The sequence below is a fragment of the Pseudomonas sp. G.S.17 genome (genome assembly GCF_038096165.1).
Lineage (GTDB): Bacteria > Pseudomonadota > Gammaproteobacteria > Pseudomonadales > Pseudomonadaceae > Aquipseudomonas.
On record NZ_CP151076.1, the window covers coordinates 4175767 to 4195470 of the forward strand.

Consider the following 19704-nt stretch of genomic DNA (forward strand, 5'->3'; position numbering starts at 1 on the left):
GTCAGTCTGCTCGCGCCCACCCAAGTATCGAGAGTAGTGGATGTACAACCGCTGCTCAACGAATGATCAATAGCGAGGAGGTAACGCAGGACAAAAAAAATCCCGGGCCGCCTTGAAGCGCTCGGGATTTCTTCTCACCGTGACTGTCCTGCGTGTCAGCTATTGGCGCTGCTCAGGCCCGGGAACAGAAACGGCAGCCCTTCTTCCAGACGCTCCGCCAGGCTGCGGCTGGGTACCGCAAGCTCCGGCGCAGTCTGTTGCAGCCTGGCGATGACCGATTCGATGACCGGCCGGCTCGCGTCGTTGTGGAACTGCCACACGCCATAGATGCGCCCATCAAAGGATGGCTCGCTGCCCAACCGGGGATCGATACCCAGTCCTGATCCGAGCCCGAACAGATGCAAACCGTGCAGGCGCATGCCGGTGGAATCCATGGGGCAGCCCGCAGAGTCAGAATCCACGCCACCTTTGACTTCGCGCAGGGTTATCGACGTCCCGTCCGAATAGCTCATGGGTGGCAGATGCGGCTGATAACCGGTGCATTGCACCACGGTATGCGATTCAAGCAACGCCTGGGCAGCCGCTTGGTAATCTCCCGACGCACCACCTTCGGTCTGGAATGCCCGGACGCGCACGCCGGTCTTGCCAACTCGCGCGTGCTCAATGACCGCACGTCCCACGTCCAGAGCGCGGTAGCGCAGGCCACCGGAACGATTGATCCGGCCGGAGACCGGGCAGACATCTTTGACTGGATCGAATGTATAACCGGCAGCTGCAGCCAGTTCAGCACTTTCGTAGAACAGGCGAATCGCCGAGCGATGAATCAGGGTGATCTCCTGCAAGCCGGCAAACTCAAGGGCATCGGCCAGATTTTCGAGCATGGAAAAGGCACTGTGTGAACCTCCAACCACAGTGATCCGCCCGGAACAGGCCAGCGCTGGCGCAAAGGTTTCCCGCAGCTTGACGGCGTTCATGCGCAGCAGTTCGTCGGCGCTTTTAATCGTGGCTGACCGTGACACCACCAAGCCTTGCTGCGCGAGCCCAGTCACCAGATGCTGCGGATCCTGACGACCGCCGAGGTTGAGCACCAGCGTACGGCAGCGAATACGCCGAGTGCGGCCTTGAGCCTGGACCCAAACGAAGAATTCGTCGTTATCGCGCACCACTTCAGTGATGGTCGTATTGCGCCAGAGCCTGGCTCCGTAATGCTCGACAATAAAGTCCAGCACCAGCCGGGAAGCCTCAGCCAATAACTCGCCAATGTCCGACAACTGTGGGGCATATTGGGCCTGGCGACGGATGCGCCAATAGGCGGGCGAATGCTCAAGCGGAGCAAAGACGTCCCGCAAGGCGGGATCGCGCAGACATTCGAGGATCACGTCGCCTACCGAGTTCGCCGTAATGCGGTACTCGCCCAGACGCCCCGTCCCTGGAGCGGCACTGGCGTCGACAATAATCAGACCGTCCTTGGCCAGATCGGGCAACGTTCCGCTTTTCAATGCGTTGAACAGCAAGCCCATACCCGCAGGACCGGCGCCGCCAATCACGCAACCGCAAGAACTTTCCAGATAATCTCCAAACATAATGTCGCTCCATAATTTGATCGACGAGTTAATACAATCCAACAGTTCCTGAGCAGTCCGTTGTTGCGAGGGCTACTGCACTTTCCTGGGGCTGAACAACGCCCTGCCGTTTAACGGCCACAAGAAAGCGTGTCGCATCGATCTAGCGTCGGCTGGCCGACTTTGAATACATATACGCAAGGGATGCGGCAATTACTCACCAGTGCAAAGCATCTTGTTACTGCCCGTTACAACGCGCAGACAAAGCTACCGCCTGGTGCAATCTGGAGGCTGTTTGGAGTTAGAACCAGGTACACAAAACAAACGAATGACGGCTGAACTCGCCGCTCGCGTTTTTTTGCTCAACAGGCCCGCACAGGAATGGCGGAGACGCTACCGTTTGGCAAGATCACCAAAAATCAATAGCTTAGGCAGACTGCCTGTAACCAGAGCCCGGCAGACAATGTCCGGGATGGGGAGATAATTCCAAATATTACTGCAAGTGTCAACTTTTCGTTAATTTCGCGCCATTTGACATAGAGAATTGCAACGTATTGATTATTATGATGTTTATTTTTTGGCGATACAGTGTCAACCGAAAAACCCTGAGAAGAGCACGGTCGCGCATCATTATATTTTTAGTTGGCCAGAAATTAATGAACCAAACGCCAGCGCCGGTAAGTTGACGAGTAGAAAACAAACTCCCTTTGCATGCCCTGCGGGCGACGCCTGAAACCTTTTTACTTCAGAAGTTTGACGCGCAATGACAAACACGTGCACTACCCGTTACTTCCGGCGCACGAACACAGCATCTAAGGTACCTCCAGTTCTGTAGAGACGAGTCACTAAGGCCTTTCGATCAACGGCACTGCCGTCGGTAGCGAAGATAGAACTATTCACACTTGCCAGTATCAATCATTTAACGAAGGAGAACGGGTGTATTCAAGGGGTACCACTATGAGCACTGACAAAGACCATCGAGCAGGCATCGCCGAAATCGACTACTCACGCGATACGCTGTTCGGGCCGATTCCGATGCAAGCCACCTGCCGGGTTCGCCTGGCTACGGTGCAGCACGGCGGACACCGCTTGCGGGAGCTGACGATTCTGGGTGATGTCCCCGATTATCTGTCCAATTCGACCGTAATCCGGGTCGCCCTGGGCGGCCGTATCGAGGCAGGACCGATCCGTGACCAGTTTGCGGTGCGTGACGCCGACGAAGCGCAGTTTAAATTGCTGTTCGAAAATGAACACCGGCGTGCAGCGCACTGACCGGTCATGCCCTGCTCGCGGATCGCCATGGGCCTGTCAGCGGCATGAAAATGGAGTCGCCGACAGTGCCCGCTGCGAGCTTCGTCTGCCTGGCAATACGCCGCAGATCTCGGAGATCAGATGTCTGATATATCGAGTTGACCCGCAAACGCGGTGCGCTTAGATGACTAACTCGAGGTTCGGGTTAATTCCAGAACTACATATCGTACAACCACAAATTTCAAGCAACACCACTGACTGCAAAAATGACTTCCTGCCAGGCAAAAAAAAGCCGCTAGTTCAGCAAGTTGCTCTTAAACATCGCGGCGTTTAAAACGTGTCAGATACTGTTCATCTAACCGACTGAACGAACCGGCATCTGCAAGTGTCCTGCATGCTCCAGATCGTAGCGCAGCTCAGCAACAAGCTCCGCGATATCCCGGCTGGTGTTAAGTCGATCCAGCGATATACCGGTAACAAGAAGTTCTACCTGACCGGTCTTGGGGTCGGCGATTTGCACCGTCATGGTCGAGCGCGGCGCAACGCTGCAAGTGCAACGTAAAGGCAGGAAAGCCCCCTCGATAATGCTCCGTAATTCGAGGGTGGAAAGTCGGTAAGCAAACATGCGTATCTCCTTATAGCTGCTGAGCGGCGAACAAATCGCAGACCACAGCATTTTGTTGATCCAGAGGGTTGAATATCCTTGGCCTGACAAATAAATGTCGCCATTTATTTGCGGGCATGAATCTTTATACGCTGCACGTCCTTGCCTTCGCAAGTTTGTTTTCAGGTGTAACAAGTTGTTAAGTTATTGAACTTTCAGGTAATCCAATAGCAGAAACGATTCACTCGAAGGGAATATTTAATATTCACCTGACTTGAATCAAGCCAGGCGCGTCTTCATTTGGCAGAAAAACCGCCAATTGGATGGACTGACCCGGGCGATGCTCAATCCGGGCTGCGAGGCAGACGGAAATGAATCAGCGCGACCCGACCGCCCTGCTTGTCGCGACGCTCATCCACGGCATAGGGCCGAAACCCCAGTTTCGGGTAAAAAAGCAGACCCGGCACGTTGTGGTTATAGCAGGAAGCCGTCATTTCGGTGGCCTCGTGTTTATCGAACGCCAGGTCTTTCATGCAGCCAATCAGATAGCGGCCAACCCCTCGGGATCTGGCTTTCGGGGCGATGATCACGTTGCCCAGCGAGCAGCGCCCGCGGAAATCGCTACGAGAAAAGTTGGCATACCCAACGACTTCGCCATTCATTTCAATGACCGTGGAGTCTGAATGATTGTCCAGAGCATCCCTGAGCTGGGGTGGCGTCAGCGGATAGATGGCACGCGGGAACATATAGAACAGCTCATCGACACTCTGTGGCAGTCCGCACACAACGGCTATGTCTTTTTCTTCCAGGGGACGATGTAGAAACATTTATTAGTAACCTCTCGAAGAATCAGGGTAAGCACCTAGACACTATATGCGATATGGCAGGTTGCGCACCCGTGAGATGCGAATCCGGGAAAAACCCTTGCGCATCAAGCGCCGTACCGTCTGGAGGTAAGACGTAACAAGCCGAATCAAGTTCAGATGATCGGCCCGATTCCGCTTCAATTGCACTCGACAAGGCCGTTCAGCTTCGCTTCGTAACCCTTTGAAGCGCCTGTGATTACCGCTCATGCATTACGCCTGCTGAAAACGTCCCGACCTTGCAAAATGCATGAAGCCGACCGCAGGAATTATTTTCAACCCATTGAATTCATTGGATTTTTGTTTTAATAAAACTGGCATAGAGGCTGCAATACTCCATTTGGAAAGATGTAACAATATTAGTCATGGAGTAGAACAACAATGATTTCATCCCCCGATACTTACGTAACTGCCCCGCAGGATTCGCAAAATCACTCAGGTGTATCCTGGGGTGCGATCTTTGCCGGTGCCGCTGGCGCCGCTGCGTTGTCTCTCATCCTCGTCCTGCTGGGCTTCGGCCTGGGCTTCTCTGCTGTTTCGCCGTGGGCGGACAGCGGCATAAGCGCTAAAGGGTTGGGCATTTCCACAATTATCTGGCTGGCCCTGACGCAGATCATTGCTTCAGGCATGGGCGGCTACATTGCCGGACGCCTGCGTGTTCGCTGGGCAAATCTGCATGGTGATGAGGTCTACTTCCGTGACACGGCACATGGCTTCCTGTCATGGGCTGTTGCGACGCTGGTTGCCGCAACCTTGATCGTTGGATCAATCGGCAGCGTGGTCAGCGGTGGCGTACAAGCTGGCGCAAGCATGGCTTCCGGCGCAGCCGGGGCGGTGACTCAGGTTGCCGGCAGCGCTGCCAGCAACACCAGCAGTCAGGATTATGGCTACTTCATCGACAGCCTGTTCCGTGACGATCGTCCGGCTGCTGTCAGCGATGACGCTGCCCATGGCGTGGTGTTCCGCATCTTCGCCAAGACCCTGAACAATGGTGGCGACATGGCTGCTGAAGACCGTACGTATCTGGCGCAGATGGTTGCCCAACGTACCAACCTCAGCCAGGCCGATGCAGAGCGTCGCGTGGATCAGGTCTATGGCCAGGCTCGCCAGGCTGTGGAAGACGCCAAGCTGGCCGCCAAAAACGCTGCTGACACCGCCGCCAAAGTTGCTGCCTGGACTGCGCTGTGGATGTTCATCTCACTGCTGTGTGGTGCGTTCTTTGCCAGCTACGCAGCTATCTTCGGTGGTCGTCGTCGTGACGCTGTGACTTACACCGAAGCCCGCGCCTACACCACTACAACAACGGCTCGATAAGCCAGGAGAAAGACAATGCGCTCATTACTACTGCTGTTCCTCGGCGTGCCGATCCCGATCATCATCCTGATCGCGCTGTTCATGCACTGATGTGCTGACCGGCTAAATAAAGAAGCCGTCTTCTCGTGAGAGAAGACGGCTTCTATGTTGCCGTTGCAAACGTGCTAACGGCTATTGCGCTACAAGGCCGGCGTCAAGGCATGCCCAACCAGTTAGGCAATGCCAGCGAGATAAACGGTACGTACGTCACCAGAAGCAGGAACGCCAGCAGGATCATCAGCCAAGGCATCGCCGCGCGAATGGTCTGACCCAGCGTAAGTCCCGTCACGGCCGACGTCACGAACAGGTTCAGCCCGACGGGCGGATGCACCAGTCCGATCTCCATATTCACCACCATGATGATCCCCAGGTGAATCGGGTCAATACCCAGCTTCATGGCAATCGGGAAGAAGATCGGCGCCAGAATCAGAATGATCGCCGACGGCTCCATGAAGCTACCCGCCACCAGCAGCACGATGTTGACCATGATCAGGAAGCCGATTGGCGTCAGCCCTTCCGAAATCACCCACGAGGTGATCTGCTGCGGAATCTGTTCCGTGGTCAGTACGTGCGCGAACAGCATCGCGTTGGCAATGATGAACATCAGCATGATAGTCAGCCGTCCCGACTCCATGAGTACCTTCGGGCAGTCGCTGAATTTCATGTCCTTATAAACAAACAACGCGACGAAAGCGGAATACACCGCCGCCACTGCGGCCGCCTCGGTTGGCGTGAACATCCCGCTGTAGATCCCGCCCAGAATGATCACCAGCAATAACAGGCCCCAGAACGCCCGTTGTGCGGTGTGCAGCCATTGGCGAAAGGTCACTCTTGGCTGGGCAGGTAATTTCTTGACCCGGGCGACGATGTAGATCACCACCATCAGGGCCACACCCAGGAGAATCCCCGGAATAACGCCGGCAATGAACAGTTTGCCCACCGACGTTTCAGTGGCGGCGGCGTAGACCACCATCACGATGGACGGCGGAATCAGAATGCCCAATGTCCCCGCGTTGCAGATAATCCCTGCGCCGAACTCCTTGGGATAGCCGGAGCGCACCATGCCAGCGACGGCAATGGAACCTACCGCTGCCACGGTTGCTGGCGAGGAGCCGGACAATGCCGCGAACAGCATGCACGCCAGTACGGCCGCGATAGCCAGCCCGCCGCGAATATGCCCGACGCACGCGTTGGCGAAATCGATCAGGCGTTGCGCCACGCCGCCGGTGGTCATGAAAGCACCGGACAGCAGGAAGAATGGAATGGCCAGGAAGGTGTAGCTGTCAGAAGTTTCGAATAACTTGATCGCCAATGAACTCAGAGAATCCTGGCTGAACATCAGAATCGACACCGCGCCCGACAAACCCAGGGATATCGCGATGGGCACCCCAAGGAACATGAACACGAACAGCAGCAGAAACAGACATATGACTGTCATCAGTGTTGCTCCTCGTTTGACTGCGCCAGTTTAGTGGCTTCGGCGGCTTCATCAGCCAGGCCGAGTCCGGTTTGACGATGGGTATAGATGCGCCAGAGGATTTCCAGATAACGCACCAGCACCAGGGTGAAGCCGATGGGCACGATGACCGCGATATATGAAACCTGTATACCGAAACGGTCCAGATCCTCGGCACCAATGTGGGCTGTAAACAGTGCTGACACCCATTTGTAGCTAGCAATCACGAACAACCCGGCATAGGCCAGGCAACACAGGCAGGCGAGCATCGCCAGCAGACGTTGAATCGGTTTACTGGTCAGTTTGACCAGCGCATCGACGCCCAGGTGGCCGGCAGTGCGTACGCCATAGGAGATGCCAAAGAAGATTAACCAGCCGAACAGCGCTTTGGTGAGGGCCACACTCCAGGTCATGTCTTGGGCATAGCCCATCATGTGGTCACCGATGTAACCGAAGAAACCGCTCGTTACCGCCCATCGATCGCTCAGGGTATAAAACACCGTGTAGATGTTGTTGAGCGCCACATAGACGAATGTCACCAGCGTCATAGCGGCCAGCAGGAAGGCAATCATGCCCTCCTCAAAATGCTCCCAGAGTCGCGTCAGCGAATGCATAGGAATTCTCCGTATATAGAGAGAGAGTGGCCATTCAGAACAGAATGGCCAGCTGCCTTGATTACGTCGTGACGAGGGTGTTACAGGGCTTGGTTCGAATCTTCCGCAGCTTTGATCAGCTCGGGACCGATATCCTTGGAGAACTCTGCCCAGACTGGCTTCATGGCGTCGCGCCATTCTTTCCGCTGTTCAGGGGTCAAGGTCACGACTTCACTGGTCTTGGAGTCGATGATTTTCTGCTTGGCCGACTGGTTGAGTGCTTCGGCCTGTTTGTTCACCTCAATCGAGACTTCGGCGAGGATCTTTTCCAGCTCGGTGCGCACGTCAGGTTGCAGACCATTCCAGAACTTGGAATTGGTGATCACCATATAGTCGATCAGGCCATGATTGGACTCGGTGAAAAATGGCTGCACCTCGTTGACCTTCTGGCTTTCGTAGTTGGACCAGGTGTTCTCGGTGCCATTCACGGTGCCGGTCTGCAGCCCCTGATAAACCTCGGCGAAACTCATCTTGCGCGGGTTTGCTTTGAGCGCTTTGAATTGAGCTTCAAGTACGCTGGAGGCTTGCACGCGGAATTTCAGGCCACGGGCGTCCTTGGGCTCGACCATTTTCTTGTTAGCCGACAGCTGCTTGAGACCGTTGTGCCAATACGCAAGACCATGAATGCCCTTGTCGTCCATGGACGTAAGCAAGGCTTTGCCCTGCGGTCCGTGCTGGAAGCGGTCGACAGCGGCCAGGTCGTCGAACAGGAACGGCAGATCGAAGATTTGCACTTTCTTGGTGTACTGCTCGAACTTGGCCAGGGAGGGTGCCAATAACTGCACGTCGCCCAGCAGCAGCGCTTCCATTTCCTTGCCATCACCGAACAGTGAGGAGTTCGGGTACACCTCGACCTTCACTTTCCCCGCCAGACGCTCTTCGGCAAGTTTTTTGAACAGCAGTGCGCCCTGGCCTTTGGGCGTGTTTTCGGCCACGACGTGAGCAAATTTGATAATGACGGGATCTGCGGCCTGTGCGAGAGATGCCACGGTCACAGCGGCGGCGCAGAACAGCGCCCTGGTCAACTTCAACATTGATTTCACCTTCTTATTGTTGTGTAAGAGTCAGCCTCTACGGGCCTTCTTTTTTCGATGCAGTAGTAGCAAGATGCCCAACTGTCCGCGTCTGTAGAATCAGCTTTTACGTAACCCCGCGTTTGGTTTAGCTGAATGCGAGCATTTTGCACGCAATCTTCGATTCTTACGCCGACATACCCCATCATGCCGTACTAGACGGGCTGCTGACCAGCAGTAGGCGCTTTGCGCGGATCAACACCGGCGCGTCGATCATCTGCCCGTCCAGTTGAAAGGCCCCTGCTCCGCTGGCTTGGGTACTGGCGTCGACTACCCGCCGAGCCCAGGCCAGATCGTCAGCGCTGGGCGCCAAGGCATCATGAATGATCGGGACTTGTTTGGGGTGAATGCACAAAGAGCCGCCAAAGCCCATGTCGTAGGCGTGACGAACCGAGCGGCGCAACCCTTCGGGATCACCAATGGCCGGATAAACCCCATCCAGCGGCGCTAACAATCCGGCGGCGCGGGAATGCAGTTGCACTGACATCCGCGCTTGGTCGAGGACGAACGCAGCGGCCGCCGAGCCATTATTCAGGTTCAGGTCCAGCGCCAGGTCCAGGCCGCCAAATGACAAACGCTCGACCCCCGGGCACTGCGCTATCTGCTCAACAGCCAGCAAACCTCTGGCGCTCTCGATGATCGGCCAGATCGGCTTGCCGCCCTGCCACACCGCTGCAACCTGTGCCGCAGTTTCAACTTTGGGCAACAGCACTCCGGCCACACCGGGTTGCTCGGCGCAGAATCGAAGGTCCGCGCCATGTTCGGCGTGATCAGGCGCATTGACCCGCACCCACACTGCGGCCTCGGGATTGGCGGCAAGAAACGCCGCCAGGTTATCTCGCGCCTGACGCTTGAGCGGTTCTTCGACGGCGTCTTCAAAATCGACGATCACCGCATCGGCACCGGCAGCCAGCGCCTTGGCAAACCGCTCGGGTCGACTGCCGGGCACAAACAGTGCGGAGCGGACGATGGGTTGAGACATGGTGGTGTTCCTCATCAGTAAATTCATCGCAGTTCGTTCGAGCGAGCGGGCGGCGTTCCGACTTGCCCGCGAATCGGCCGTAAGAACAACTGTAGGAGCGACTGTAGGAGCGACTTCAGTCGCGAGCCGCTCATCAATTGCCCTCCCGGCTAAAGCCGGTCCTACAGCAACCTATCGGGGGGCGGAGCTGGAGGCTCAAACCACCCCGGCCGCCAACAACCGCGCGTGATCCGCCGCCGACAATCCCAGCTCATCGAGAATGCTTACGGTGTGCTGCCCCAGCGCTGGCACGGCGTCCATGCGCGGGGTGAAGGCGGCGTTGCGACCCGGCGGCAGCAGCGACGGCAGTTTGCCGGCCGGGCTGTCGACTTCGCGCCAGCCGTCCCGCGCTTTCAACTGCGGGTGGTCCCAGACGCCCTGCATGTCATTGACCCGGGCGTTGGCGATTTGCGCGTCTTCGAGCCGTGCCACCACTTCATCAACGCTCAGTTGCGAGAAACCGTCGACGATGATCTGACGCAGCACCTCACGGTTTTCCGATCGCTTGAAGTTGGCCGAGAAGCGCTCATCGGTGATCAAGGCGCTGTCGAGCAGGACTTTCTCGCAGAACAGCGCCCATTCACGTTCGTTCTGCAAACCGAGCATCACCGTACCGCCGCCCTTGGTGGGGAACGGGCCGTAGGGATAAATCGTCGAGTGCGAGGCTCCGGCCCGTGGCGGTGGCGGCGCGCCGTTGTAGGCGTAATACATCGGATAGCCCATCCACTCCACCAGGCTTTCCAGCATGCTGACGTCAATGCGGCTGCCGACGCCGGTTTTGCCGCGCAGCAACAGCGCGGACAAAATCCCGGTGTAAGCGTACATGCCAGCGGCAATATCAGCGATGGAGCAGCCGGCCTTGGCCATTTGCTCTTCACCCGGCCCGCCGGTCACCGACAGGAAACCGCCCTCGCTCTGAATCAACAGGTCGTAGGCTTTCTTCTTTTCATAAGGGCCGCCTTCGCCGTAGCCGGAAATATCGCAGACGATCAGTTTCGGGAAACGCGCATGCAGCGCTTCGAACGACAGGCCCATGCGCGCAGCGGCGCCAGGCGCGAGGTTCTGCACCAGCACATCAGCCTTGCCCAGCAGCGACTCGAGAATATCCCCGGCTTCGTCGTGCTTGAGGTCCAGGGTCAGGCTTTCCTTGGAGCGATTGGTCCAGACGAAGTGCGAGGCCAGGCCGTCGACGCGCTGATCATAGCCACGGGCGAAATCGCCGCTGCCGGGGCGTTCGATCTTCACCACGCGGGCGCCCATGTCGGCCAGTTGCCGGGTACAGAACGGCGCGGCAATGGCGTGTTCCAGGCTGACGACGGTGATGCCGTCCAGAGGACGGGGGTTTTGTTCGGTCATGATATCTACCTCTTGCCTCGTACCCCGTGGGAGCGGATTCATCCCCGAAGGCGTCGATGCAGCAACAAATGATTCGCAGCATGTACCGGCCTCCTCCCGAATGAATTCGGTCCTACAGGGCAAGTACGGCGCGATCTGCGCGTTAAATCAATTCGCCCAGCGTTTGCGCATCCCGCAAACCCCAGACCTTGTCGATCAACGCATGACCCTGTTCAGGCGTGCGTGCGCCGGAGAACGCCAGCAAGCGCTGGAACTTGTCCTCCAGCTCAGGCCGCGACAGGGTATTGCCCGGATCGCCCTTGGGTTCGTCAATGGCGCCGATCAGCGTGCGGCCGTCAGTGGTGGTGACGATCACGCGGCCCAGCCAGCGCGCGGGATAGGCCTGATCGACCTCGTCATCCAGCTCCATGCTGACTTTCTCGCGGAACGCCGCCACGGCCGCATCGCTCAAGGCGTGCTGCTGGAACTCGATCAGTTGCGCCTTGCCATGCACGGCGATCAAACCCAGCACCGCGCCCATGGAAAACTTGGCCTGATGCACTGTGGTCGGCACGACAACCCGGCCCAATACGTCGATAGCACCCTGATGCACCCGCGTCACCACCTTGGCGATCTGCTCATGGTTCAGGCCTTCGCGCTGCATCAAGTCCAGCAAGGCGTCGGCAGCTGGATGGGTGTGACGACAGGACGCGTGAAACTTGAACGAGGTCTCGACCAAGGCCCAGCGGCTGCCGAGGCGATCCGACAATTTGCTCGGGTCAGCGTCGCTGGACATCCCCGCCGCCATGCCTTGATCGCCTTCGAGAATGTTGCGTGCTCCGGTCAAACCGTCTTCGGTCATATAGGCCGCGAGCAAACCATCGGCCGCAGCCTTGGCGGTGTGCAGTTGTTTGGAGTCGGCGGCGTCGCGCAGGAACTCCCACAAACCCGCCGCCTGAGTACCGGCATTGCCCAGCAGGTTGATGAACTGCTCCTTGTCAAAACCGAGCAACTTGCCCACGCCGACTGCGGCGGCAAGGGTGCCGACCGTCGCTGTGGTATGGAAGATGCGGTAGTGGGAGCGGCCCATGAACTCGCCGATGCGAATCCCGGCTTCATAACCGGCGACCGATGCCAGCAGCAGATCCTTGCCGGATTTGCCGTGATCCTGAGCAGCGGCCAGCACGGCCGGGAATACCACCGTGGCCGGGTGCAGCACTGAGCTGTTGTGCAAATCATCCTGCTCGACCAGGTGCGAAGACGCGCCGTTGACCAGTGCAGCGAAATACGCCGAGCTGCCTTTACCGTTGACGAGGATTTTCGCCGGGCCCTCGGCGGGGCCCATTTTCGCCGCGTAACGCTCGAACAACGGGATCGGCCGCGAACCCTGGCTGGCCAGCGCGGAGCCGACCCAGTCGAGGAACAAATCCTCGGTGCGGTCCAGCACGGAGTCGGGGATCTGCGAGTATTCGAGGTCGGCCAGAAACGCCGCCAAAGCTTGGGTATGGCTCATGTTCCGCTCCTCAGAAGCTGCGCGGCAGTTCGAGCAAATGCTCGGCGACGTAGGAAAGAATCAGGTTGGTGGAGATCGGCGCGACCTGATACAAACGGGTCTCGCGGAATTTGCGTTCCACATCATATTCGCAGGCAAAGCCGAAGCCGCCGTGGGTTTGCAGGCAGGCGTTGGCCGCTTCCCAGGACGCCTTGGCCGCCAGGTATTTCGCCATGTTGGCGCTGGCCCCGGCGTTCTTGCCGCTGTCGTATTCCTCGCAGGCGCGCCAGCGCATCAGGTCGGCGGCTTCGATTTCGATGTGTGCTTCGGCAATCGGGAATTGCACGCCCTGGTTCTGGCCGATGGGCCGCCCGAACACCACCCGGTCACGGGCATAGGCGCTGGCTTTCTCGACGAACCAGCGACCGTCGCCGATGCATTCGGCCGCGATCAAGGTGCGCTCGGCGTTCAGGCCATCGAGGATGTAGCGGAAGCCCTTGCCTTCTTCACCGATCAGGCTGTCCAGCGGCAGTTCGAGGTTGTCGAAAAACAGCTCGTTGGTTTCGTGGTTGACCATGTTGGCGATGGGCTGCACGGTCAGGCCGTTGCCGATGGCATCGCGCAGGTCGACGAGGAAAATCGACATGCCTTCGGATTTCTTCTTCACCTCGGCTAATGGTGTCGTGCGCGCCAGCAGGATCATCAAGTCCGAATGCTGGACCCGGGAGATCCACACTTTCTGGCCGTTGATCACATACTTGTCGCCCTGCTTGATGGCGGTGGTCTTGATCTTGGTGGTGTCGGTGCCGGTGGTCGGTTCGGTGACGCCCATAGATTGCAGGCGCAGTTCGCCGCTGGCCAGCTTGGGCAGGTAATAGCTTTTCTGCGCCTCGCTGCCGTGACGCAGCAGGGTAAACATGTTGTACATCTGGCCGTGAACCGTGCCGGAGTTGCCGCCGCAACGGTTCACCTCTTCGAGAATCACCGAAGCCTCAGCCAGACCCAGGCCCGAGCCGCCGTATTCGGTGGGAATCATTGCCGACAGCCAGCCCGCGTCGGTCAGGGCCTTGACGAAGCTTTCCGGGAAGCCTTTTTCCTCGTCGATCTTGCGCCAGTACGCCGCGTCGAATTCAGCACACAAGGCACGCACGCCTTCGCGGATGGCATTGAAGTCTTCATTGTCATTGGGGTTCATCAATCTGCTCTCTTGAGTTCGCGCGCCAACAGCACCGGCACGGTCTGGCTAATGAGTGAGGTGTTCAGTCGAACAGCACTTCGGCGCTTTGCCCGACGCCGTCCTGATTGCCGGCCCACAACTGCGCCTTGCCTGGCTCAGTGACGCGGCCGCTGACCGTGAAAGGCGTCGGCACACTCAACGGACGCACGCCGCGATAGGCGAAATGCCGCAGGCGCGCTTCGGGATGGGCGCGACAGAAAGCGCGCAGGTTCAAAGTGGCGATCATCGGCCCATGCACAACGAGGCCCGGATAACCTTCGGTGCCGGTGACGTACGGATAGTCGTAGTGGATGCGATGGCCATTGAAGGTCACTGCCGAATAACGAAACAGCAGGGTCGGCGTCGGCGTGACGACTTCGTTCCACTCGCCGGTTTCGGCCGCGTCGCCACTGTGCAACTTCGGCGGATTCGGCTCACGATAGACAATGTCCTGTTCTTCACGGATGCACAGTTGGCCGCTTTGCGAGTAATCATGACGAACGGTGACGAACAACAAGGCGCCGGTGCGGCCGTGCTTTTCTTCGATGTGGGTAATGGTCGACAAACGGTGGGCATCGGCGCCGACTTTCAGCGCTTCGATGAATTCGACACGACCGCCGGCCCACATGCGATTGCGGTTGTCCGCCGGTGGCAGAAAGCCGCCGCGTGCCGGATGGCCATCGGTGCCCAGCAGCGATTCCTCAACCGGTTCCTGGAAGAAACACCACTGCCACAATGGTGGCAGCGCGTCGCCATCGGCTGGCGTGGCCTCACCGAACGTGGCCGCGATGCGTTTGATCAGATTACGGCTCAGATGGTCGTGAGCCTCTTCAGTGCGTCCAAGCCAGGCAGTGAAATCCTTCGGCGACTCTGCAGCGCTCATGCGGGTAACCCCTTAGCATTTGTTGTTATGCCGGGACTATGCAAGGCGCGGAGCATTCTGTGAATTTGCATTTGCGTAAGGCCGCGTTCATATATGCTGAACACAGCTGACACCGATAATTCCAATAACTCTCACCGGACGCCACCCATGCATTTCGACCTGGCCGATCTACGCCTCTTCATTCACATCGGCGAATCCCCGAGCCTGACCCAGGGCGCGCGCCGCGCCTTCCTGTCACCCGCCGCAGCCAGTGCGCGGATCAAGGCGCTGGAAAGCCAGTTCGAAACACGCCTGCTGTATCGAGACAGCCGTGGCGTGGAACTGACCCCGGCCGGGCAACGCTTGCTCAAGCACGCGCGGCTGGTCATGCGTCAGGTGGAATACCTGAAAAGCGAGTTCACCAACTACGGCACCGATTCGGCCGGGCACATTCGCATCTTCGCCAACACCACGGCCGTGACTGAGTTTCTACCGGAAGTGCTGGCCGGTTTTCTCGCCCAGCGGCCCGGCGTCACCGTCGATCTGCAGGAACGCCTGTCCCGGGACATCGTGCGTGGCGTGCTGGATGGCAGCTCGGACATGGGCATCATCGCCGGACCGGTGGAAGCGGCCGGTTTGCAGGTGATGCACTTCAGCACCGATCGCCTGGTGCTGGCGGTGCCGGTGGGCCACGATCTCGCCAGCCAGAGCCCGGTGACCCTCAAGCAGACGCTGACCTTCCAGCATATCGGTCTGCATGAAGGCAGCACGTTGCTGAGTTTCTTGCGCGATCACGTCGAGCGCATCGGCCAGCACCTGTCGTTGCGGATTCAGGTGTCGAGCTTCGAGGCGATCTGCCGCATGGTTGAAGCGGGTGTGGGCATCGGCATCATTCCCGAGTCCGCCGCCGTGCGCCACAGCCGCACCATGAACCTGGTGACGGTGCAGCTGGACGAACCCTGGGCGATTCGCGAACGGAGCATTCTGGTTCGCGAGCTGGACGCCCTGCCCGGCACGGTTCGCGCATTGATCGCGACACTGATGCCGGATGCAGAGCCGCCTTCCGCTACGGCTGCGGACGCCTGAGAAACGGCAGGCCCGCCAACGTCAGCGCCACGCCAAGCAACGCGCTGACGGCCAGCGGATCGCCAAATTGCAGATACGCCCAAAGCATCGTCACCGGCGGCGTCAGGAACAACGCGCCGCTGACGCTTTGCAGGGTGAAGCGGCGCAGGCACAACCAGTAAAATCCGTAGCCGCCCAACGTTCCGAACACCACCAGCCAGAGCACACCCAAGCCAAAACCGCTGGCCAGCACCGGGCGCAGGCTGCCTTCCTGCAAGGCCAGCAGGGCAAACACCGGCAATATCGCGCAGACCTGAATGAACAGCCCCACCAGACCCGGAAGTGGCGGGTGACGCGACTGTTTCTGATAGATGGTCGCCAGCGCCAGTGACGCCACGCCAAGCAGCGGCAGCGAGTACGCCCAAATCGACGCCCGGGAAAACTCCAGGCTGCTGCCACTGGCGATCAACATGCCGATCAGGCACAAGCCGATGCCCAGCCACTGCCAGCCACGCGTCGCCTGACCGGGAACAAAACCCGCCAGCAGGACGATGCTCAGCGGCAGCAGATTGGCGATCAACGAACTGGTGCCCGGCGCCACGCCCAGGGCGATGGATGCGGCGATGGGCCCAATGTAACCGGCGATGCCCAGCAGACCCACCACGCCTTGATCGGCCCAATTGCGCCAACTCAGTTCGCGCAGCTGCCGCCACACCAGCGGCAGCAACAGCACGGCCGCGAGCACGAATCGCCAGAACGTCGCGAGCATCACCCCGCTGTGCTCCGACACATAGCGATAGCCGATAAACCCGGAGCTCCAACTGAGCACCATGGCGCTGAGCAGCAGCGTGCTGATCCACGTAACTGAAGATGATCTGTGTGGGAGCAAGCTTGCTTGCGAAGGCCGCACCGCCGGTTTCGCCTCATTGAAACTGCAAAAGTCAGCCTGCTGCCCGCCTCTATGCATGTCCATCATCCCCGCCCCTTTCCATCACATGAAGCTGATGGTATGAATGACAGGGTGATTCAATCAAACGAGATGATAAGCATCACTGATGCAGGATTTCTGAACCATGCAGAGCACGCTGGATATCGACCTGCTGCGCACTTTCCAGGCGGTGGTGCGTTTCGAACAGTTCCTCGCCGCCGCGACCTTCCTCAATCGCAGCCCGTCGGCCGTGAGCCTGCACATTCGGCGCCTGGAAGACATCACCGGCGGGCGCTTGCTGGAGCGGGACAACCAGACCGTCACGCTGACGCCGCTGGGACGCCGCTTTGCCTTGCAGAGCGCGGAATTGCTGCAGATGCACGACCGAATGCTGGCCGGATACAACGCGCCGTCGGTCAGCGGCAAAGTCCGACTGGGGATTTCCGAGGAGTATGCCGGGGCGTTGTTGCAATGCACCCTGCCGCCGCTGTCCGAAGGTTTTCCCCACATCGAACTGGAAGTCGAAACCGCTTCCAGCGGCCGCCTGCATAGCCAATTGCAACGCGGGCACATGGACCTGGCGTTGGTGGTTGAGCTGATGGATGCGCAAAACACGCGCGAGCCGCCGTTATTCCGCTTTGGCACCACCGAACCGGTCTGGGTCGCGGCCCACAGCTACCGGGCCGATCCCGACAAGCCGCTGCCCCTGGCGCTGCACGGCAATGGTTGTCCCTATCGCAGCGTGGCGCTGGATGCGCTGACCCGAGTGGGTCGGCCGTGGCGCACCATGGTCATGAGCGCCGGCACCAGCGCGCTGGAAACCACTATTTGCGCCGGTCTGGTGATCGGCATCATCGACCGGGACCGGGTCAGCCCGCAGATGCGCATCCTGAGCGAAGAAGACGGCCTGCCGACCTTGCCGCTGCACGAACTGCAACTGGTCAAGGCCCCCGGCTCACCCAGCGCGGCCTGTGAAGTGTTGATCCGGTTGATTGGGGATCATTTTCGGTTGTGAGCACCCAATGAGTGAGGCGTTTGAATTGGAATTCATTCCGTAGGACCGGCTTTAGCCGGGAGAGGGTCGGTACAAACAGTACATTTCTATCGTCTGTACGATTGTTCTCCCGGCTGAAGCCGGTCCTACGACCTCGTGGAGTCCCGACCAGCCACCGCTGCAATATTCTGTAACCAACCGGTTAATCGGTATCATGACAACGTCGTTACAGTCGGCATTTGGCCATTTCGTTAGGGAACTGTATCCATGCCTTATTTTTCCCTGGCGCGCTTCAAGGCGCGCTGGTTCGCCTGGTCTTGCATGGCCCTGCTGATCGTCGGTCTGCCGGTGGGTTGTGCGGTGTTGCAACATACCGAGCGGGAACTGGTGTTTCGTATCGAACCGGGCACTGCCAGCTGGTACAGCGGACTGCCCGCCGGTGTGCAGGAGTTCGAGCTCAAGGCGCCGGACTTCGGCGTGGCGCAAAACATTCACGCCTGGTGGTGGCCCGCCAATCGCAAAGACGCGCCAGCGGTGCTGTATCTGCACGGCTCGCGCTGGAACCTCACGGGCCAGCTGTTTCGCATTGAGCAACTGCGCGCCCTGGGCTTCTCGGTGCTGGCCATCGACTATCGCGGTTTCGGCCAGAGCCAAGGGCGATTGCCCTCCGAGGCCACGGTTTACGAAGACGCACGCGTCGCTTGGGAACGCCTGAAACTGCTGCAACCGGACCCGCGACAGCGGCTTATTTACGGCCACTCATTGGGCGGCGCCGTGGCGGTGGATCTGGCCGCTGAACTGGGACGAGACACCGAGAATGGCAAAGAGCCCGTACAAGCCCGTGGCCTGATTATCGAATCCACCTTCACCACACTGGCCGATGTCGCCACCGCAGTGGCCAATACGTCGTTGCCGGTGCGCTGGTTGCTGTCGCAGAAATTCGACTCCATCGACAAGATCGCCGCTATCCATATGCCGTTGCTGATCGTCCACGGCACCGAGGACCGCTACGTGCCATCGCGATTCAGTGAAGAGCTGTTTGCGGCGGCCCAGGAGCCGAAGAAACTCCTGCTGGTGCCGGGCGGTTCGCATAACAACAGCATGAGCCTGGGAAGGCAGGCGTATGGGCAGGCGATTCAGGCGTTGTTCAGAGCCAGCGAGGCGCCAGCCCATGCAGCGAAAGCCCCGGCGGGTGCCGAGGCTGACAACCATGCCGCGGGCTGATCACTGCGGATCGATATGGCTCACCGTGAACGGCTTGCTGCGCACCACAACCTGCCCCGGATGACTGGCCGGCGCAACGCTGCCGTTCAGTTGCTTGAGCAATGCCTGCGGGTCTTCAATCGGCAAACCGGCCAACTGCTGCGCTGGCAGGTTCCACCACTGGCTGGCCAGCAAGCCGTCGATGATGTCCTGATCGAAGCGATAGCGCACCACCTGAGCCGGTGAACCAACGGCGATGGCGTAAGGCGGAATGTCCTTGTTGACCAGCGATTGCGCGCCAATCACCGCGCCGGTGCCGATGGTCACGCCTTCCAGAATCAGCACATCCATGCCGATCCACACGTCGTGACCAATGGAAGTTTGCTTGACGCCATCGTGATGCGGCGCAATGCCGCCCAGTTGCTGGCGCAGGCCGACCAGCCCGCTGTGGGATGTCAGCCAGCTCAGTGGATGGGATTTACGGTCCTGGCCGATGGTCACGTTCTTGGCAATCGAGCAATAGCGCCCGATGCTGGAGACGTCGTGCAGCTCGGCGCCGCTGACGATATCGGTGTAGGCACCGATGGTCAGCTTGCGGGACAGAATCTTGATCTGATGCAGCTTTACGCCATGCTCCAGCGTCAGCTCGGTTTCACGGCGCAGGCCTTTGATCCCGCTGTCCAGACGACATTTGTTCTTCGAAAGCGCCTTTTTCAGCTTTCTGTCCAACAGCGCTCGCTTGAAGAAATTCATGGTCTGGTTCCACAGATGAT

18 protein-coding genes are annotated in these 19704 nt (G+C 58.9%); 5 read left to right on the forward strand and 13 right to left on the reverse strand.

Translation table 11 applies throughout. From position 1 onward, the window contains the following. Window positions 1-155: 155 nt before the first annotated feature. The gene (locus tag AABC73_RS19600) at window positions 156-1583 is read right to left on the reverse strand and encodes a pyridine nucleotide-disulfide oxidoreductase (RefSeq protein ID WP_341520571.1); all 1428 of its coding nucleotides are present in this window, start codon (window positions 1581-1583) and stop codon (window positions 156-158) included. A gap of 936 nt (window positions 1584-2519) precedes the next feature. Here AABC73_RS19600 and AABC73_RS19605 point away from each other — a divergent pair. Next, a complete protein-coding gene (locus AABC73_RS19605) occupies window positions 2520-2834 on the forward strand; it encodes a hypothetical protein (protein WP_341520572.1) in 315 nt (104 codons plus the stop codon). A gap of 334 nt (window positions 2835-3168) precedes the next feature. On the opposite strand, the gene AABC73_RS19610 is transcribed toward AABC73_RS19605, so the two are convergent. Beyond that, window positions 3169-3438, reverse strand: coding sequence for a DUF1652 domain-containing protein (locus tag AABC73_RS19610; RefSeq protein ID WP_341520573.1), 270 nt, complete (start codon window positions 3436-3438; stop codon window positions 3169-3171). 323 nt (window positions 3439-3761) lie between these two features. Continuing rightward, the gene (locus AABC73_RS19615) at window positions 3762-4244 is read right to left on the reverse strand and encodes a GNAT family N-acetyltransferase (protein WP_341520574.1); all 483 of its coding nucleotides are present in this window, start codon (window positions 4242-4244) and stop codon (window positions 3762-3764) included. Between the two features lie 417 nt (window positions 4245-4661). Here AABC73_RS19615 and AABC73_RS19620 point away from each other — a divergent pair, with 417 nt between their 5' ends. Further along, window positions 4662-5594 carry a hypothetical protein gene (locus tag AABC73_RS19620; RefSeq protein ID WP_341520575.1) on the forward strand — a complete coding sequence of 311 codons (933 nt, stop codon included), beginning with the start codon at window positions 4662-4664 and terminating at the stop codon, window positions 5592-5594. 193 nt (window positions 5595-5787) lie between these two features. Here AABC73_RS19620 and dctM read toward each other — a convergent pair whose 3' ends face one another. The 8 genes from dctM to AABC73_RS19660 all read right to left on the reverse strand — a co-directional run bounded on the left by dctM (window position 5788) and on the right by AABC73_RS19660 (window position 14762). After that, complete coding sequence (dctM, locus tag AABC73_RS19625) at window positions 5788-7071, reverse strand: C4-dicarboxylate TRAP transporter large permease protein DctM (protein ID WP_341520576.1); 1284 nt, start codon at window positions 7069-7071, stop codon at window positions 5788-5790. Further along, entirely contained in the window at window positions 7071-7703 is a 633-nt protein-coding gene (locus AABC73_RS19630) for a TRAP transporter small permease (RefSeq protein WP_341520577.1), read from the reverse strand. The genes dctM and AABC73_RS19630 overlap by 1 nt, the downstream gene beginning before the upstream one ends. Window positions 7704-7783: 80 nt before the next feature. Then, window positions 7784-8776, reverse strand: coding sequence for a TRAP transporter substrate-binding protein (locus tag AABC73_RS19635; protein WP_341520578.1), 993 nt, complete (start codon window positions 8774-8776; stop codon window positions 7784-7786). A gap of 184 nt (window positions 8777-8960) precedes the next feature. Next, window positions 8961-9797 carry a CoA ester lyase gene (locus AABC73_RS19640; protein WP_341520579.1) on the reverse strand — a complete coding sequence of 279 codons (837 nt, stop codon included), beginning with the start codon at window positions 9795-9797 and terminating at the stop codon, window positions 8961-8963. Between the two features lie 195 nt (window positions 9798-9992). After that, window positions 9993-11192 (reverse strand): CaiB/BaiF CoA-transferase family protein, encoded by a 1200-nt coding sequence (locus AABC73_RS19645; protein ID WP_341520580.1) that lies wholly within the window; start codon window positions 11190-11192, stop codon window positions 9993-9995. A gap of 142 nt (window positions 11193-11334) precedes the next feature. Further along, a complete protein-coding gene (locus AABC73_RS19650) occupies window positions 11335-12684 on the reverse strand; it encodes an MmgE/PrpD family protein (protein WP_341520581.1) in 1350 nt (449 codons plus the stop codon). A gap of 10 nt (window positions 12685-12694) precedes the next feature. Further along, the gene (locus tag AABC73_RS19655) at window positions 12695-13858 is read right to left on the reverse strand and encodes an acyl-CoA dehydrogenase family protein (protein WP_065831937.1); all 1164 of its coding nucleotides are present in this window, start codon (window positions 13856-13858) and stop codon (window positions 12695-12697) included. A gap of 64 nt (window positions 13859-13922) precedes the next feature. Beyond that, a complete protein-coding gene (locus AABC73_RS19660) occupies window positions 13923-14762 on the reverse strand; it encodes a MaoC family dehydratase N-terminal domain-containing protein (RefSeq protein WP_341520582.1) in 840 nt (279 codons plus the stop codon). Window positions 14763-14909: 147 nt separating this feature from the next. On the opposite strand from AABC73_RS19660, the gene AABC73_RS19665 reads away from it, so the two are divergent. Continuing rightward, window positions 14910-15827 carry a LysR family transcriptional regulator gene (locus AABC73_RS19665; RefSeq protein ID WP_341520583.1) on the forward strand — a complete coding sequence of 306 codons (918 nt, stop codon included), beginning with the start codon at window positions 14910-14912 and terminating at the stop codon, window positions 15825-15827. On the opposite strand, the gene AABC73_RS19670 is transcribed toward AABC73_RS19665, so the two are convergent. Then, the gene (locus AABC73_RS19670) at window positions 15808-16779 is read right to left on the reverse strand and encodes a DMT family transporter (protein WP_341520584.1); all 972 of its coding nucleotides are present in this window, start codon (window positions 16777-16779) and stop codon (window positions 15808-15810) included. The two genes, AABC73_RS19665 and AABC73_RS19670, sit on opposite strands and share 20 nt — an antisense overlap. A gap of 100 nt (window positions 16780-16879) precedes the next feature. Between AABC73_RS19670 and AABC73_RS19675 the strand changes: the two genes are divergently transcribed. Continuing rightward, a complete protein-coding gene (locus tag AABC73_RS19675; RefSeq protein ID WP_341520585.1) occupies window positions 16880-17749 on the forward strand; it encodes a LysR substrate-binding domain-containing protein in 870 nt (289 codons plus the stop codon). Window positions 17750-17995: 246 nt separating this feature from the next. Continuing rightward, entirely contained in the window at window positions 17996-18952 is a 957-nt protein-coding gene (locus AABC73_RS19680) for an alpha/beta fold hydrolase (protein WP_341520586.1), read from the forward strand. Here AABC73_RS19680 and AABC73_RS19685 read toward each other — a convergent pair whose 3' ends face one another. Next, window positions 18953-19684 (reverse strand): CatB-related O-acetyltransferase, encoded by a 732-nt coding sequence (locus AABC73_RS19685; protein WP_341524287.1) that lies wholly within the window; start codon window positions 19682-19684, stop codon window positions 18953-18955. Between the last annotated feature and the right edge of the window lie 20 nt (window positions 19685-19704).

Excerpts from the sequence above, each read along its gene's own strand:
- AABC73_RS19620 (WP_341520575.1), top strand. The coding sequence starts at position 4,662 with ATGATTTCATCCCCCGATACTTACGTAACTGCCCCGCAGGATTCGCAA.
- AABC73_RS19665 (WP_341520583.1), top strand. The coding sequence starts at position 14,910 with ATGCATTTCGACCTGGCCGATCTACGCCTCTTCATTCACATCGGCGAA.
- AABC73_RS19630 (WP_341520577.1), bottom strand. The coding sequence starts at position 7,703 with ATGCATTCGCTGACGCGACTCTGGGAGCATTTTGAGGAGGGCATGATT.
- AABC73_RS19635 (WP_341520578.1), bottom strand. The coding sequence starts at position 8,776 with ATGTTGAAGTTGACCAGGGCGCTGTTCTGCGCCGCCGCTGTGACCGTG.
- AABC73_RS19640 (WP_341520579.1), bottom strand. The coding sequence starts at position 9,797 with ATGTCTCAACCCATCGTCCGCTCCGCACTGTTTGTGCCCGGCAGTCGA.
- AABC73_RS19600 (WP_341520571.1), bottom strand. The coding sequence starts at position 1,583 with ATGTTTGGAGATTATCTGGAAAGTTCTTGCGGTTGCGTGATTGGCGGC.
- AABC73_RS19650 (WP_341520581.1), bottom strand. The coding sequence starts at position 12,684 with ATGAGCCATACCCAAGCTTTGGCGGCGTTTCTGGCCGACCTCGAATAC.
- AABC73_RS19655 (WP_065831937.1), bottom strand. The coding sequence starts at position 13,858 with ATGAACCCCAATGACAATGAAGACTTCAATGCCATCCGCGAAGGCGTG.
- AABC73_RS19615 (WP_341520574.1), bottom strand. The coding sequence starts at position 4,244 with ATGTTTCTACATCGTCCCCTGGAAGAAAAAGACATAGCCGTTGTGTGC.
- AABC73_RS19670 (WP_341520584.1), bottom strand. The coding sequence starts at position 16,779 with ATGGACATGCATAGAGGCGGGCAGCAGGCTGACTTTTGCAGTTTCAAT.
- AABC73_RS19645 (WP_341520580.1), bottom strand. The coding sequence starts at position 11,192 with ATGACCGAACAAAACCCCCGTCCTCTGGACGGCATCACCGTCGTCAGC.
- AABC73_RS19610 (WP_341520573.1), bottom strand. The coding sequence starts at position 3,438 with ATGTTTGCTTACCGACTTTCCACCCTCGAATTACGGAGCATTATCGAG.
- AABC73_RS19680 (WP_341520586.1), top strand. The coding sequence starts at position 17,996 with ATGCCTTATTTTTCCCTGGCGCGCTTCAAGGCGCGCTGGTTCGCCTGG.
- AABC73_RS19675 (WP_341520585.1), top strand. The coding sequence starts at position 16,880 with ATGCAGAGCACGCTGGATATCGACCTGCTGCGCACTTTCCAGGCGGTG.
- AABC73_RS19605 (WP_341520572.1), top strand. The coding sequence starts at position 2,520 with ATGAGCACTGACAAAGACCATCGAGCAGGCATCGCCGAAATCGACTAC.
- AABC73_RS19685 (WP_341524287.1), bottom strand. The coding sequence starts at position 19,684 with ATGAATTTCTTCAAGCGAGCGCTGTTGGACAGAAAGCTGAAAAAGGCG.
- dctM (WP_341520576.1), bottom strand. The coding sequence starts at position 7,071 with ATGACAGTCATATGTCTGTTTCTGCTGCTGTTCGTGTTCATGTTCCTT.
- AABC73_RS19660 (WP_341520582.1), bottom strand. The coding sequence starts at position 14,762 with ATGAGCGCTGCAGAGTCGCCGAAGGATTTCACTGCCTGGCTTGGACGC.